The 13735-nt window shown below is 71.5% G+C and carries 13 protein-coding genes; 8 read left to right on the forward strand and 5 right to left on the reverse strand.

Annotation, left to right across the window (positions count from 1 at the left end):
- Window positions 1-1735 (reverse strand): DEAD/DEAH box helicase (locus BKI49_RS24730; RefSeq protein WP_257004941.1); only part of this gene is annotated, 1735 nt, incomplete at its 3' end.
- A 459-nt stretch (window positions 1736-2194) separates the two neighbouring features.
- Between BKI49_RS24730 and BKI49_RS24735 the strand changes: the two genes are divergently transcribed.
- A complete protein-coding gene (locus tag BKI49_RS24735; protein ID WP_095936491.1) occupies window positions 2195-2962 on the forward strand; it encodes a ferritin-like fold-containing protein in 768 nt (255 codons plus the stop codon).
- Window positions 2963-3087: 125 nt separating this feature from the next.
- Here BKI49_RS24735 and BKI49_RS24740 read toward each other — a convergent pair whose 3' ends face one another.
- The 4 genes from BKI49_RS24740 to BKI49_RS24755 all read right to left on the reverse strand — a co-directional run bounded on the left by BKI49_RS24740 (window position 3088) and on the right by BKI49_RS24755 (window position 5026).
- The gene (locus BKI49_RS24740; protein ID WP_028801992.1) at window positions 3088-3357 is read right to left on the reverse strand and encodes a hypothetical protein; all 270 of its coding nucleotides are present in this window, start codon (window positions 3355-3357) and stop codon (window positions 3088-3090) included.
- Between the two features lie 262 nt (window positions 3358-3619).
- Window positions 3620-3847 carry a DUF3107 domain-containing protein gene (locus BKI49_RS24745; RefSeq protein ID WP_028801993.1) on the reverse strand — a complete coding sequence of 76 codons (228 nt, stop codon included), beginning with the start codon at window positions 3845-3847 and terminating at the stop codon, window positions 3620-3622.
- Between the two features lie 135 nt (window positions 3848-3982).
- Window positions 3983-4624 carry a TetR/AcrR family transcriptional regulator gene (locus BKI49_RS24750; protein WP_095936492.1) on the reverse strand — a complete coding sequence of 214 codons (642 nt, stop codon included), beginning with the start codon at window positions 4622-4624 and terminating at the stop codon, window positions 3983-3985.
- A gap of 186 nt (window positions 4625-4810) precedes the next feature.
- Window positions 4811-5026, reverse strand: a complete 216-nt coding sequence (locus BKI49_RS24755) for a hypothetical protein (RefSeq protein WP_095936493.1) — start codon at window positions 5024-5026, stop codon at window positions 4811-4813.
- A gap of 159 nt (window positions 5027-5185) precedes the next feature.
- Between BKI49_RS24755 and BKI49_RS24760 the strand changes: the two genes are divergently transcribed.
- The 7 genes from BKI49_RS24760 (at window position 5186) to BKI49_RS24785 (ending at window position 13654) form a co-directional block, all read left to right on the forward strand.
- Entirely contained in the window at window positions 5186-6175 is a 990-nt protein-coding gene (locus BKI49_RS24760) for an alpha/beta fold hydrolase (protein WP_095936494.1), read from the forward strand.
- A gap of 8 nt (window positions 6176-6183) precedes the next feature.
- Window positions 6184-7785 carry a DUF3152 domain-containing protein gene (locus BKI49_RS24765; protein ID WP_373557585.1) on the forward strand — a complete coding sequence of 534 codons (1602 nt, stop codon included), beginning with the start codon at window positions 6184-6186 and terminating at the stop codon, window positions 7783-7785.
- A gap of 56 nt (window positions 7786-7841) precedes the next feature.
- Window positions 7842-7934, forward strand: coding sequence for an Ms4533A family Cys-rich leader peptide (locus BKI49_RS36355; RefSeq protein ID WP_361527425.1), 93 nt, complete (start codon window positions 7842-7844; stop codon window positions 7932-7934).
- A 174-nt stretch (window positions 7935-8108) separates the two neighbouring features.
- The gene (locus tag BKI49_RS24770) at window positions 8109-9827 is read left to right on the forward strand and encodes an ABC transporter substrate-binding protein (RefSeq protein WP_095936495.1); all 1719 of its coding nucleotides are present in this window, start codon (window positions 8109-8111) and stop codon (window positions 9825-9827) included.
- Between the two features lie 4 nt (window positions 9828-9831).
- Complete coding sequence (locus tag BKI49_RS24775) at window positions 9832-10824, forward strand: ABC transporter permease (RefSeq protein WP_095936496.1); 993 nt, start codon at window positions 9832-9834, stop codon at window positions 10822-10824.
- Complete coding sequence (locus tag BKI49_RS24780) at window positions 10821-11849, forward strand: ABC transporter permease (RefSeq protein WP_095936497.1); 1029 nt, start codon at window positions 10821-10823, stop codon at window positions 11847-11849. Before BKI49_RS24775 ends, BKI49_RS24780 begins: the two co-directional genes overlap by 4 nt.
- 239 nt (window positions 11850-12088) lie before the next feature.
- Window positions 12089-13654 (forward strand): dipeptide ABC transporter ATP-binding protein, encoded by a 1566-nt coding sequence (locus BKI49_RS24785; protein ID WP_257004958.1) that lies wholly within the window; start codon window positions 12089-12091, stop codon window positions 13652-13654.
- The last annotated feature ends 81 nt before the right edge of the window (window positions 13655-13735 follow it).

Raw genomic sequence — 13735 nt, forward strand, 5'->3', positions numbered from 1 at the left:
CCTCGGCAACGGCCTCGGCCGTGTCGACGGCAGCGGTCGCGGCCTTGCGCGTCCGGCGGCGGACGGGCTTGGCGGGAGCCTCGGTGACCTCCGCGGCGACGGTCTCGACGACGGCCTCGGCCGCCGGCGCCGTCTCCACGACCGCGGACTCCACGGCCGTGACGGACTCGGCGGCCTTGCGGGTCCGCCGACGACGGGGCTTGGCCTCCGCGACGACGCTCTCGGCGGTCGTCACGGCAGTCTGAGCGGCCTCGGTCACCGCGGGCTCCACGAAGGTCGCCGCGGGCGTGGCCGCCGCGACCGGCTCCGTGGCACCGCTACGCGTACGCCGACGACGGCGCGGAGTGCGGGGCTCGGAGACCTCGGCGTCCGCGGGAACGGACTCCGGCGTGGCCGCCGGAGCCGCGGGGGAGGCGGTCGCCTCGTCCAGCGGCGTGCCGTTGCGCGTGCGGCGACGGCGGCGCGGCGTGCGCGCCGGGCGCTCGCGCTCGGCGGACGACGGCGCGGAGGAGCGCCCGCCGCGACCGCGCGCCCCGCGGCCACCGGTCTCACCGAGGTCCTCGACCTCCTCGGCCGCGAGCCCGGCGCGGGTGCGCTCGGAGCGCGGCAGGACACCCTTGGTGCCGGCCGGGATGCTGAGTTCCTCGAAGAGGTGCGGGGACGTGGAGTACGTCTCCGGCGGGTCGTTGAAGGTGAGCTCCAGCGCCTTGTTGATCAGCTGCCAGCGCGGGATGTCGTCCCAGTCGACGAGCGTGATCGCCGTACCGGAGGCACCGGCGCGGCCCGTACGGCCGATGCGGTGCAGGTACGTCTTCTCGTCCTCGGGGGACTGGTAGTTGATGACGTGGGTGACGCCTTCGACGTCGATGCCGCGCGCGGCGACATCGGTGCAGACGAGGACGTCGACCTTGCCGTTGCGGAAGGCGCGCAGCGCCTGCTCGCGGGCGCCCTGGCCGAGGTCGCCGTGGACCGCGCCGGAGGCGAAGCCGCGCTGCTGGAGCTGGTCGGCGAGGTCCGCCGCCGTCCGCTTGGTGCGGCAGAAGATCATCGCCAGACCGCGGCCATCGGCCTGCAGTATGCGCGCGACCATCTCGGCCTTGTCCATGTTGTGCGCGCGGTAGACGTGCTGCGAGATGTTGGCGACCGTCACGCCCTCGTCGTCAGGCGCGGTGGCGCGGATGTGCGTGGGCTGCGACATGTACCGGCGGGCGAGGCCGATGACCGCGCCCGGCATGGTCGCCGAGAACAGCATCGTCTGGCGACGCGCCGGAAGCATGTTGATGATCTTCTCGACGTCGGGCAGGAAGCCCAGGTCGAGCATCTCGTCGGCCTCGTCGAGGACGAGCGCCTTGATGTGCTTGAGGTTGAGCTTCTTCTGGCCCGCGAGGTCCAGCAGACGCCCGGGGGTGCCGACGATGACGTCGACGCCCCTCTTGAGGGCCTCGACCTGGGGCTCGTAGGCACGGCCGCCGTAGATGGCGAGGACGCGTACGTTGCGGACCTTGCCGGCGGTGAGCAGGTCGTTGGTCACCTGGGTGCACAGCTCGCGCGTCGGGACGACGACGAGGGCCTGCGGTGCGTCGGTGAGCTGCTCGGGCTGGGCCCGGCCCGCCTCGACGTCCGCGGGGACGGTGACGCGCTCGAGGAGCGGCAGGCCGAAGCCCAGCGTCTTGCCGGTGCCGGTCTTGGCCTGGCCGATGACGTCGGTGCCGGAGAGGGCGACCGGGAGCGTCATCTCCTGGATGGGGAAGGGGTTGATGATGCCGACGGCCTCCAGGGCCTCGGCCGTCTCGGGAAGGATTCCGAGCTCTCGGAAAGTCGTAGTCAGGGTGCTGCCTCTTCTGTGTGCGCGGTGCGAGGCGAGCGCGGGGGTCGTGTCGGACCGTGCCGGGACGTCGGCCGCTTGTCAGGCGGGCCGAGTGGCATGGGACCACTGCCGACGCTCTAGCGCTCGTACCGCTGAGGGTGTCCCTCCGGATGTCGTACGCACAGTGCCGTACGGACGAGGAGGGCTGTCGGGTCGGAGCCGATCGGGCCACCGACCGGGCATCCTCATTCGTGCGGCCCGTCGAATACTCGCCGGGCGCATTACCACCATACCCTGGAATCGCGCACATGCGATGGCCGATTCGGTCACGTCGTCGGCGTCACACTGGTTGACCAGGGACTTCCGTCCTGCGGTGAGCGGGCTATTGTGCGCTTCATGACGACGCCTGACAACGCCGCTGAGAAGCCCGCCGAGGCCACCGACGCCGCCCCGGCGGCAACCGGAGTCGCCGCCCAGGACTGGGACACGGCCTCCGCCGACCCTCAGTACCGCGCCGCGGTCGTGGACCTGCTCGGAGCGCTCGCGTACGGCGAGCTCGCGGCGTTCGAGCGGCTCGCCGAGGACGCCAAGCTGGCGCCCACGCTGAGCGACAAGGCCGAGCTGGCGAAGATGGCCTCCGCCGAGTTCCACCACTTCGAGCAGCTGCGCGACCGGCTCGCGGCGATCGGTGCCGAGCCGACTCAGGCAATGGAGCCCTTCGTCGCCGCCCTCGACGGTTTCCACAAGCAGACGGCGCCCTCCGACTGGCTGGAAGGGCTCGTCAAGGCGTACGTCGGCGACTCGATCGCCAGCGACTTCTACCGTGAGGTCGCCGCGCGCCTCGACTCGGACACCCGCGGTCTCGTCCTCGCCGTCCTCGACGACACCGGCCACGCCGGGTTCGCCATCGAGAAGGTGCGCGCCGCGATCGACGCCGACCCGCGTGTGGGCGGCCGCCTCGCGCTGTGGGCCCGCCGGCTGATGGGCGAGGCGCTGTCCCAGTCGCAGCGTGTGGTCGCCGACCGGGACGCGCTGTCGACGATGCTCGTGGGCGGTGTCGCGGACGGCTTCGACCTCGCCGAGGTCGGCCGGATGTTCTCGCGGATCACCGAGGCACACACGAAGCGGATGGCGGCGCTGGGCCTGGCCGCCTAGGGCTCGTCGGACAAGCCATGGCCCGGGGCCGCCTGCGCGGCCCCGGTCAGCTGTGGTCGTGCGGTCGGTGGTGTGCCCGGTCCCGGGCATGACCCAGCGCGTCGCTCAGCGCCTTGCGCAGGGGGTCACGCCGTCGCCGAGCGGCGCCGAAATCTTTCCGCCGGACGGAGCAGCAGGGACAGCAGGGCCGCAGAGACGGCGGCCGCGCCGAGCAGGATGACCAGGAAGTGGCCGGCGCCCAGAGCGGTGTGCGTCAGGAAGGCACCGAACAGGGCTCCGGCCACTCCGGTCGAGAGCACCAGACTGCGGGCGGGCAGCCGGTGCGGCAGGCGGTACGCGGCCGCCCACGCCAGTGCGAAACCGAGCAACGCGGAGCCGAGCGTTTCCAACAGCATGGTGGGGGTCCCTCCCGCACGGCCGGGTGCAAATCGGTCGTAGGCGGTCTTACCCGTGACGTGCGGAATGCAATCCTCCCCAATGATCGATCCGTGCTCCGAGCGGGGCTGTCACGGACGTGCCCGCACCACCGCCCACACCCGTCGCGGGCAGGGCGGCCAGGGCGTCGACGGCGGAGCGGAGCAGGCGGAACGGGTCCGGCGGTACGAGCAAGGGCCCGGTGACGTCGTCACCGGGCCCTTCATGCTTCCGCTCGCCGAACTACAGCGCGCTGAATCCCACCTTGCGCTGGGTGGGCTCGCCGAGCTCCACGTACGCGAGGCGGTCGGCCGGAACCAGGACCTTGCGGCCGTGGTCGTCCACGAGGCTGAGCAGCTGCGACTTGCCGGCCAGCGCCTCGGACACCGCGCGCTCGACCTCTTCCGGGGTCTGACCGCTCTCCAGAACGATCTCGCGGGGCGCGTGCTGCACGCCGATCTTGACCTCCACGGCTTTGTCCCTCCGACGGTCAGTGATGTGCGCGTCCGTACGCGCCGTACGCAGCACACATTAGCCCGGTGAGGGGACGTACACGCTCCGCCCGAGAACGCCAGGAGCGAACAGGGGACGGGAACAAAATGCCGGTCAGTGATGATCCGTGCCGTGCAGGGGGAAGCCCGCGATGCCCCGCCAGGCCAGCGAGGTCAGCAGCTGGACCGCCTGGTCGCGCGGAACACTGCGGTCACTGTGCAGCCAGGAGCGGGCCACCACCTGGGCGAGTCCGCCGAGACCCGAGGCGAGGAGCATCGACTCGGCGCGCGAGAGACCGGTGTCCTCGGCGATGACCTCGCAGATCGCCTCCGCGCACTCGTGCGTGACCTTGTCCACGCGCTCGCGGACCGCGGGTTCGTTGGTCAGGTCCGACTCGAAGACCAGCCGGAAGGCGCCGCCGTCGTCCTCGACGTACGCGAAGTAGGCGTCCATCGTGGCGCGCACGCGCAGCTTGTTGTCCGTCGTCGACGCGAGCGCCGTCCGCACGGCCTGGAGCAGCGACTCGCAGTGCTGGTCCAGCAGAGCGAGGTAAAGGTCGAGCTTGCCCGGGAAGTGCTGGTAGAGGACCGGCTTGCTGACGCCCGCGCGTTCGGCGATGTCGTCCATCGCGGCCGAGTGGTACCCCTGCGCAACGAACACTTCCTGGGCGGCGCCGAGGAGCTGGTTGCGCCGTGCCCGGCGCGGCAGTCGAGTGCCCCGCGGGCGTGCCGCCTCTGTCTGCTCGATGGCTGTCACGCCGCCTCCCAAAATCGTCCACATGCGGTGTGCGCCGCGCGGCCATCGTACTTTTCGGTAACCGTGCTGTGCGCGGTGCGAGCGCAGAATTTCACGGACCGGACGCGACCGATAGCGCGCAGAGCGGCCCGAATCGGGTGAGATGCATTCCATCTCACCGCGACTTGCCTGGTCAGCGGCGTCCCGTCACCGGTAGTCGTCCTCGTTCAGCTGTACGACCCTGGCCTGTTCGGCGAGATCGGCCTCGTTGGCGTTGAGGGGGTCGCCCGGCGGTACGGCCACCTCTTCCACGGGGTCCAGCTCGGTGCGCTGCTCGGCGGTGTCGGCCTCCGGGGCTTCCTCGTCGAGGATCTCCCGGAACTGGTCGTCGAACGTCCCGGGGTCTGTCGGGTCGACTGTCATGATTCCTCTTCCCGAACGGTGCGCGTGCGTTGCCTCACGCGTACGAGTGCCCTCGACTGAAGCCTAGGAGACACGAGATCCGGACGCTATGCGATCCGCACGCCATCTGTGACGGCGAACACATGAACCACTGCGTGATCGTCTCGTAACATTGCCCGCATGTCTTCGACCGAGCTGCCGCCCGCGCTGGCCACCACCGTCACGCCCCGGGTCGGCGCCGTCAGGGTCGGAGACGGGGAGCGGCTGCGATCGGTCGGCCTTCCGGGCATCACCCTGACCGTGCGGTCGAGACCGGCGACACGCAAGGGACGGCCTCCCGCGCTGTACGTGCACGGCCTCGGCGGTTCCTCGCAGAACTGGTCGGCGCTGATGCCGCTCCTCGACGGGCTCGTGGACAGCGAGGCCCTCGACCTGCCCGGGTTCGGCGACTCCCCGCCGCCCGACGACGGGAACTACTCGGTCACGGCGCACGCACGCGCCGTGATCCGCTATCTGGACGCGGCCGAGCGCGGCCCCGTGCACCTCTTCGGCAACTCGCTCGGCGGCGCCGTCACGACGCGTGTCGCGGCCGTACGCCCCGACCTCGTCCGCACGCTCACCCTGGTCTCGCCCGCGCTGCCGGAGATCCGCGCGCAGCGCACCGCGTGGCCGACCGCGCTGCTGGCCCTGCCCGGAGTGGCGGGGCTCTTCACCAGGCTCACCAAGGACTGGAGCGCCGAGCAGCGCGTCAGGGGGGTGATGGCCCTCTGTTACGGCGACCCCGGCATCGTGACGCCGGAGGGGTTCCGGCACGCCGTGGAGGAGATGGAGCGCCGACTCGCGCTCCCTTATTTCTGGGACGCCATGGCCCGCTCGTCACGCGGGCTGGTGAACGCGTACACGCTCGGCGGCCAGCACGGACTGTGGCGTCAGGCCGAGCGGGTGCTCGCGCCGACCCTCCTCGTCTACGGGGGCCGGGACCAGCTCGTCGGCTACCGCATGGCCCAGCGCGCGGCCCGAGCCTTCCGCGACTCCCGGCTGCTGTCCCTGCCGGAGGCGGGGCACGTGGCGATGATGGAGTACCCGGAGACGGTGGCCACCGCGTTCCGTGAACTGCTCGCCGACGCGGGCGAGCAGACCTCCCCGTCCGGCACCGGCGCGGGAAGCTGAGGCGGGGCGTGGGACGTCACAGTCGCCGGGGGCGGAACGGCAGGACCGACACCTCCGAGATACCCGAGATACCCGCGGTTCCCGAGCAGGAGGCGGGTCGCGCACGGGGTGCCGCCCCGGGGGCCGCACCGGCCGCGGGCCAGACCCCGGGCTCCGGTTTCCCGTCCGCCCGGCGGGGGTCGATTCCGCCGCAGGGGGCACCGGGCCCACGGGCCGCGACGGACGGGACGCCTGCGCAGGGTGTGCCGCGGTTCTCGGACGGGACGCCTGCGCACGGTGTGCCGCGTTTTCCGGACGGGACGCCCGCGCGCGGTGTCCCGCGGTTCTCGGACGGGACGCCTGCGCACGGTGTGCCGCGTTTTCCGGACGGGACGCCCGCGCACGGTGTCCCGCGGTTCTCCGACGGGACCCCCGCCCACGGTGTCCCCCGGGTGCGCGGTGGCCATCCCGAGCAGCGTGAAGCCGGCGGAGGCTGGGGCGAGTTCGGGAGCGCCGGGACGTCCGGTGCCCCGGGCGGGGCACCGCAGGGTGCGCCCCACGGCGCGCCGCCCGGTTCCACGGGTCCCCGGATCCCCCGTCAGCGCCAGGAACCGGGCTCCACGCCCCGCCAGGCGTACATCGACGCGTTCGACGCCGACGAGGACGAGGACCGCGACGTCTTCGCACCGCGCGCCGGCACCTTCGCGACCCGTGGCGAGGAAGCCCACCGCGCCGACCCGTACGGCTCCGTCACCGACTGGGACGCACCGGACGCGGAGACCGGCGAGAGCCCGCTGCCGGACACCCAGGAGAAGGCGCAGGGCAAGGGCGGCAAGGGGCGCGCGTTCACCGGGATCGCGGCGGCAGCCGTCACCACCGTGCTGGCCGTCGTGGTGGCCGGACAGGTCGTCTCCGGGCGGCAGGACGCCAGTGCGCACGCCCGGTCCACCGGTGGCGACCGCCAGACGCACGACTCCGCCTCGCGCGGCGACGACCGGCCGACCCCGGCCGGGGTGCCGAGCGCGGTGACGCTGACCTACGACCAGAAGATGGCCAGGACGTACGCGCTCGGCGCGACGCTCAAGGGCTCGGGGAAGTTCGACACCGTCCCCGGCTTCGACAAGGCGCCGGGCAAGGGACGCAAGTACACCTATCGCGTCGACGTCGAGCGGGGCCTCGGCCTCGACGCCGCGCTCTTCGCGCAGGCCGTGCAGAAGACCCTGAACGACAAACGGAGTTGGGCCCACGGAGGTGCCCGTACCTTCGAGCGGATCTCCTCCGGCAAGCCCGACTTCGTCATCACGCTCGCGAGCCCGGGCACCACCGCCACGTGGTGCGCGAAGTCCGGGCTCGACACGACCGAGGACAACGTGTCGTGCGACTCGGCCTCGACCGAGCGGGTCATGATCAACGCCTATCGCTGGGCGCAGGGCTCCGAGACCTATGGTGATCGAATTCACTCCTACCGGCAGATGCTGATCAACCACGAGGTCGGCCACCGGCTCGGATACGGCCACGTCAGCTGCGACAAGGACGGCGAACTCGCCCCCGTGATGCAGCAGCAGACCAAGTTCCTCGACCACGACGGGATCCACTGCAAGGCCAACCCCTGGGCGTATCCCGGGAGTTGACAGCAGGCCCACAGGTCACATTGACATGCGGCGAAAGTTCGTTCATATTTCTCCGCATGTCGCCTCGTCACGTCTCCGTCCGCGCCGCCATTGAGCTGGCGCTGATCGGCGTGACCGCACTCTGCGTGGCCGACATTCACTGTCGCTGACGCCCGCCCCCGGCGAGTGCGTCGCTCTTCCTCTCGTTACTCCTTCTCCGTGTGCCGTCTTTCGTGACGTGCGCGGTCCGGTCGGATGCCGACGCCTGACGCCCTGGGCGAACTCTGCGCTCTTCCGTCTCACATTGCGTCAATCAGTCTCACCATTCGAGAGGTCGTCTTCCGATGCGTCATCCGTCCGTCATAGCGCGCCGCGTGGCCGCGGCATCCGTCAGCCTGGTCGTGGCAGCGGGCGCCGCCGCGTGCGGGCCGAAGGACAACGATGCCAGCAGCGCCGGTGCCGACTCCAAGCCGCAGAAGGGCGGCACCCTCACCGTCCTGAACGCCAACCCGCAGGAAGACTTCGACCCGGCGCGGCTCTACACCTCCGGCGGCGGCAACGTCCCCTCGCTCGTCTTCCGCACGCTCACCACGCGCAACCGCGAGAACGGTGCGGCGGGCGCCCAGGTCGTCCCCGACCTCGCCACCGACACCGGTCGCCCGAGCAAGAACGCGACCGTGTGGACGTACACCCTGAAGAAGGGCCTCAAGTACGAGGACGGCACGCCCATCACCTCCGCCGACATCAAGTACGGCATCGAGCGCTCCTTCGCCGCCGAACTCTCCGGCGGCGCCCCCTACCTGCGGGACTGGCTGATCGGCGGCGCCGACTACCAGGGCCCCTACAAGGACAAGAAGGGCCTCGACTCGATCGAGACGCCCGACGACCTGACGATCGTCTTCCACCTGAACAAGCCCGAGGGCGAGTTCCCCTACCTCGCCACGCAGACGCAGTTCACGCCCGTCCCGAAGGCCAAGGACACCGGCACGAAGTACGAGGAGCACCCCGTCTCCTCCGGCCCGTACAAGGTCGTCAAGAACGAGAACGACGGCGAGCGGCTCGTCCTGGAGCGCAACACCCACTGGTCCGCGTCGACCGACGCCGAGCGCAAGGCCTACCCGGACAAGATCGACGTACGGTCCGGCCTGGACTCGTCCGTGATCAACCAGCGGCTCTCCGCGTCTCAGGGAGCGGACGCCGCCGCCGTCACCACGGACACCAACCTCGGCCCCGCCGAGCTCGCCAAGGTGTCCGGCGACAAGGCCCTCGCCGCGCGCGTCGGCACCGGTCACTTCGGCTACACCAACTACCTCGCCTTCAACCCGAAGGTGAAGCCGTTCGACAACCCGAAGGTCCGCCAGGCGATCTCGTACGCCGTGGACCGCACCTCGGTGATCAACGCGGCCGGCGGCTCGTCGCTGGCCGAGCCCGCGACCACCTACCTGCCCGACCAGAAGTCCTTCGGCTACACGCCGTACGACCACTTCCCGGCGGGCAAGTCCGGCAACCCGGCCAAGGCCAAGGAGCTGCTGAAGGAGGCTGGCTACAAGAACGGCCTGAGCATCACGCTCACGCACTCCAACAGCAAGGACTTCGAGACCAGCCCCGAGATCGCCACGGCTCTCCAGGACGCCCTGAAGAAGGCCGGGATCACCGTCAAGCTCCAGGGCCTCGAGGACAACGACTACAGCGACAAGATCCACAGCGCCAAGACCGAGCCCGGCCTCTTCCTCGCCCACTGGGGCGCCGACTGGCCCTCCGGCGGTCCCTTCCTGGCCCCCATCTTCGACGGCCGCCAGATCGTCAAGGACGGCGCCAACTTCAACACCGGCTTCCTCGACGACAAGTCGGTCAACGCCGAGATCGACGCGATCAACAAGCTGACCGACCTCGACCAGGCCGCCCAGCGCTGGGGCGCCCTGGACAAGAAGATCGGCGAGCAGGCGCTGACCGTGCCGCTGTTCCACCCCGTCTACAAGCGCCTGTACGGCAAGGACGTCAAGAACATCGTGATCAGCGACTGGACCGGCGTGCTGGACATCTCCCAGGTCGCGGTGAAGTAGCACCGTGAGCGAGGCACTTGTCGCCTCTCAGGCCCCCGGGACGGACTCCTCCGTCCCGGGGGCCTCGGGGGCCCGTCAGTTCTGGCGGCGGCTGCGAGCGCAGCGCGCCGCCCTCGTCGCGGCGGGCGTCGTCGCGCTGCTCGTCCTGATCGCACTCGCCGCGCCGCTGCTCACCGCGATCGAGGGCCAGGACCCGACCACCTACCACCCCTCCCTCGTGGACTCCGCGCGCGGCGGTGTGCCCGTCGGCCCGCTCGGCGGCATCGGCGGCGACCACTGGCTCGGCGTCGAACCGCAGACGGGCCGCGACCTCTTCGCCCGCCTCGTGTACGGCGCCCGCGTCTCGCTCGGCGTCGCGCTCGCGGCCACGCTCGTCCAGGTCCTCATCGGCATCGTGGTGGGGGTCGCGGCCGGTCTCGGGAACCGGTGGGTCGACCAGCTGCTCAGCCGGGCCACGGACGTCATCGTCGCCATGCCGCTGATGATCATGTCCCTCGCGTTGCTCGCGATCGTCCCCAGCAGCTTCCCGCGGCCCGTGCTCGTCGCGCTCATCATCGGTCTGGTGGCGTGGGGTTCGATCGCGAAGATCGTCCGCGCTCACACGCTGACCCTCAAGGAGCTCGACTACGTGGCCGCCGCCCGGCTCAGCGGCTGGGGCGCCTGGCGCGTCGCCCGCCGCGAGCTGCTGCCCGCGCTGGCCGCGCCCGTCATCACGTACGCCGCCCTGCTCGTCCCCACGAACATCACCGTCGAGGCGGCGCTCAGCTTCCTCGGCGTCGGTGTGAAGCCGCCGACGCCGTCCTGGGGACAGATGCTCACCGCGGCCGACATCTGGTACCAGGCGGCCCCGCAGTACCTGCTGCTGCCGGCCGGCGCGCTGTTCGTCACCGTGCTCGCGCTGACCGTGCTCGGCGACGGCGTGCGCACCGCACTCGACCCGCGCGCCGCCTCGCGGCTGCGCATCGGCACGGGACGCAGGCGGGAGGCCAAGGCATGAGCGCCCTCAAAGGGCTGAGCGGCTCGCTCGCCGGATTCCCGGGCTTCGCGCTGCGGCGCCTGGTCGGGGCCGTCGTCACCCTGTTCGCGATCTCTGTGATCATCTACCTCGTCTTCTACGTCGCGCCCGGCGACGTCGCACAGATCACCTGCGGCCCGCGCTGCTCGCCCGCCCAGGTGCACCAGGTCGCCGAGCAGTTGCGGCTCGACGACCCGCTGTACGTGCGCTACTGGCACTTCCTGCAGGGCGTCTTCGTCGGCCAGGACTACTCGACCGGCACGTCCGTGCAGCACTGCGGTGCGCCCTGCCTCGGCGTCTCCTACCAGAGCGGCCAGCAGGTCACCCAGCTGATCTGGGCGAAGCTGCCGGTCACCTTCTCGCTCGTGCTCGGCGCGATGGTGCTGTGGCTGATCCTCGGCGTCGGGACCGGTGTGCTGTCCGCCTGGCGGCGCGGCCGGTTCACCGAGCGGGCGCTGACCGCCGTCACCCTCGCCGGCACGGCCACCCCCGTCTTCGTCATCGGCCTGGTGCTGATGATCGTCGTCTGCGGACAGCTGCAGCTGCTGCCCTTCCCGCAGTACGTGCCCTTCACCGAGGACCCCGAGCAGTGGGCGTGGAACCTGCTGCTGCCCTGGCTGTCGCTGGCGCTGATCGAGTCCGCCAAATACGCCCGTCTGACCCGGTCCTCCATGCTGGAGACGCTCGCGGAGGACCACGTCCGCACCTTCCGTGCGTACGGAGTGGGGGAGCGCTCGATCATCGGGCGGCACGCCCTGCGGGGCGCCGTGGCGCCGGTCATCGCGCTGAGCGCCAACGACTTCGGGTCGGCGATCGGCGGCGCCGTGCTGTCCGAGACGTTGTTCGGTCTTCCGGGGCTCGGGCGCGAACTCGTGCACGCGGTGACCGTCGTCGATCTGCCGGTGGTGGTCGGCATGGTGCTGGTCACCGGCTTCTTCGTGGTCCTGGCCAATGCCGTCGCGGACGTGCTGTTCGCGGTGGCCGACCGACGGGTGGTGCTGTCGTGAGTCCTGCGGAAGCCGACGACGGTGTGCTGCGTGCCGTCGGTGACGGTGTGCTGCCTGCAGCCCGTAACGGGGTGCTGCCTGCAGCCCGTAACGGGGTGCTGCGTGCCGTCGGTGACGATGTGCCGGGTGCCGTCGGTGACGGCCGTGGTGCCGGCGGGGACGGTCTCGCCGAAACCGGTGACGGATCCGGTCCCGCCGCTCCGGGCGGCGGGAGCCTTGTCGAGGTCACCGACCTCTCCGTGGCGTTCGGGGACCTGCGCGCCGTCGACGGGCTCTCCTTCCGGCTGGAACGGGGAGCCGCGCTCGGACTCGTCGGCGAGTCCGGGTCCGGCAAGTCCACCGTGGCGTCGGCCCTGCTGGCGCTGCACCGGGGCACCGGAGCACGGGTCGGCGGCGCGGTGCGGGTGGCCGGCGTGGACGTACAGGCGGCCTCCGACGACGAACTGCGGCGGCTGCGGGGCGGGAAGGCCGCCATGGTCTTCCAGGACCCGCTGTCGTCCCTCGACCCGTACCACGCGGTCGGCGACCAGATCGCCGAGGTGTACCGCGTGCACACCAGGGCGTCACGGCGAGCGGCACGCGCGCGTGCCGTCGAGGTGCTCGACCGCGTCGGCATACCGGACGCGGCCCGTCGTGCCCGTTCGCGTCCGCACGAGTTCAGCGGCGGCATGCGCCAGCGCACCCTGATCGCCATGGCCCTGGCCTGCCGGCCCGACCTGCTGATCGCCGACGAGCCGACCACGGCCCTCGACGTGACCGTCCAGGCCCAGATCCTCGACCTGCTGCACACCCTGCGCGAGGAGACCGGCATGGGGCTGCTGCTCGTCACGCACGACGTCGGGGTCGCGGCCGAGAGCGTGGACGAGATCCTCGTCATGCGCCACGGGCGCGCCGTCGAGCACGGCCCGGTCGGAACCGTTCTCGGGGCACCCCGCGACACGTACACGCGTGAACTGCTCGGTGCCGTCCCGCGGGTGGACGCACCACGTGTCGCCGAGGGCGACGTCGGCGACGAGACCGTCCTCGAAGCGGTGGGGCTGCGGCGCGAGTTCGGCACGGGGAAGCGGCGGTTCGCCGCCGTCGACGACGTGTCGCTGACGGTCCGCCGGGGCGAGACCCTCGGCGTCGTCGGCGAGAGCGGCAGCGGGAAGACCACGCTGGGACGGATGCTGGTCGGGCTCCTGGAGCCCACCGCCGGCACGGTCCGCCACGAGGGGCGCGAGCAGACCGGCGTGAGCCCTTCGGTGCAGATGGTCTTCCAGGACCCGGTGTCCTCCCTCAACCCCCGGCGCAGCGTGGGCGAGTCGATCGCCGACCCGCTGCGGGCCCGAGGCGAACGCGACGAGGGCCGGATCGAGGGGCGCGTGCGGGAGCTGCTGGAACGCGTGGGCCTCGACCCGGACCACTACGACCGGTACCCGCACGAGTTCAGCGGCGGGCAGCGGCAGCGGGTCGGCATCGCGCGGGCCCTCGCCGCGGAGCCGCGCGCCATCGTGTGCGACGAACCCGTCTCCGCGCTCGACGTCACCACCCAGGCCCAAGTCGTCGCCCTGCTCGGTGAGCTTCAGCGCGAACTGGGGCTCGCGCTGGTCTTCGTGGCGCACGACCTCGCGGTCGTGCGCCAGGTCAGCGACCGGGTGGCGGTGATGCGGCGCGGCCGGATCGTCGAGTACGGGCCCGTCGACGAGGTGTACGAGTCCCCCCGGGACCCCTACACCGAGCAACTGCTCGCCGCCGTACCGGCGCTCGACCCGGAGGTCGCGGCACGGCGCCGTGCCGCCCGCGGGGAGCCGGCGACGGCCTGAGCCGCAGGGTCGGCATGCGCGGTGCGGTTCGAGCGGGGCCGTCGGCACGTGCGGAGCGGTCCGAGAGGTGCAGCGTGCGCG

Source organism: Streptomyces sp. Tue6028, from assembly GCF_002300165.1.
GTDB classification, from domain to species: domain Bacteria; phylum Actinomycetota; class Actinomycetes; order Streptomycetales; family Streptomycetaceae; genus Streptomyces; species Streptomyces siamensis.

What these genes read in the sequence shown, in the direction of transcription:
- BKI49_RS24740 (WP_028801992.1), bottom strand. Translation starts at nt 3,357, where the DNA reads ATGCTGTTGGAAACGCTCGGCTCCGCGTTGCTCGGTTTCGCACTGGCG.
- BKI49_RS24755 (WP_095936493.1), bottom strand. Translation starts at nt 5,026, where the DNA reads ATGACAGTCGACCCGACAGACCCCGGGACGTTCGACGACCAGTTCCGG.
- BKI49_RS24760 (WP_095936494.1), top strand. Translation starts at nt 5,186, where the DNA reads ATGTCTTCGACCGAGCTGCCGCCCGCGCTGGCCACCACCGTCACGCCC.
- BKI49_RS36355 (WP_361527425.1), top strand. Translation starts at nt 7,842, where the DNA reads ATGTCGCCTCGTCACGTCTCCGTCCGCGCCGCCATTGAGCTGGCGCTG.
- BKI49_RS24770 (WP_095936495.1), top strand. Translation starts at nt 8,109, where the DNA reads ATGCGTCATCCGTCCGTCATAGCGCGCCGCGTGGCCGCGGCATCCGTC.
- BKI49_RS24780 (WP_095936497.1), top strand. Translation starts at nt 10,821, where the DNA reads ATGAGCGCCCTCAAAGGGCTGAGCGGCTCGCTCGCCGGATTCCCGGGC.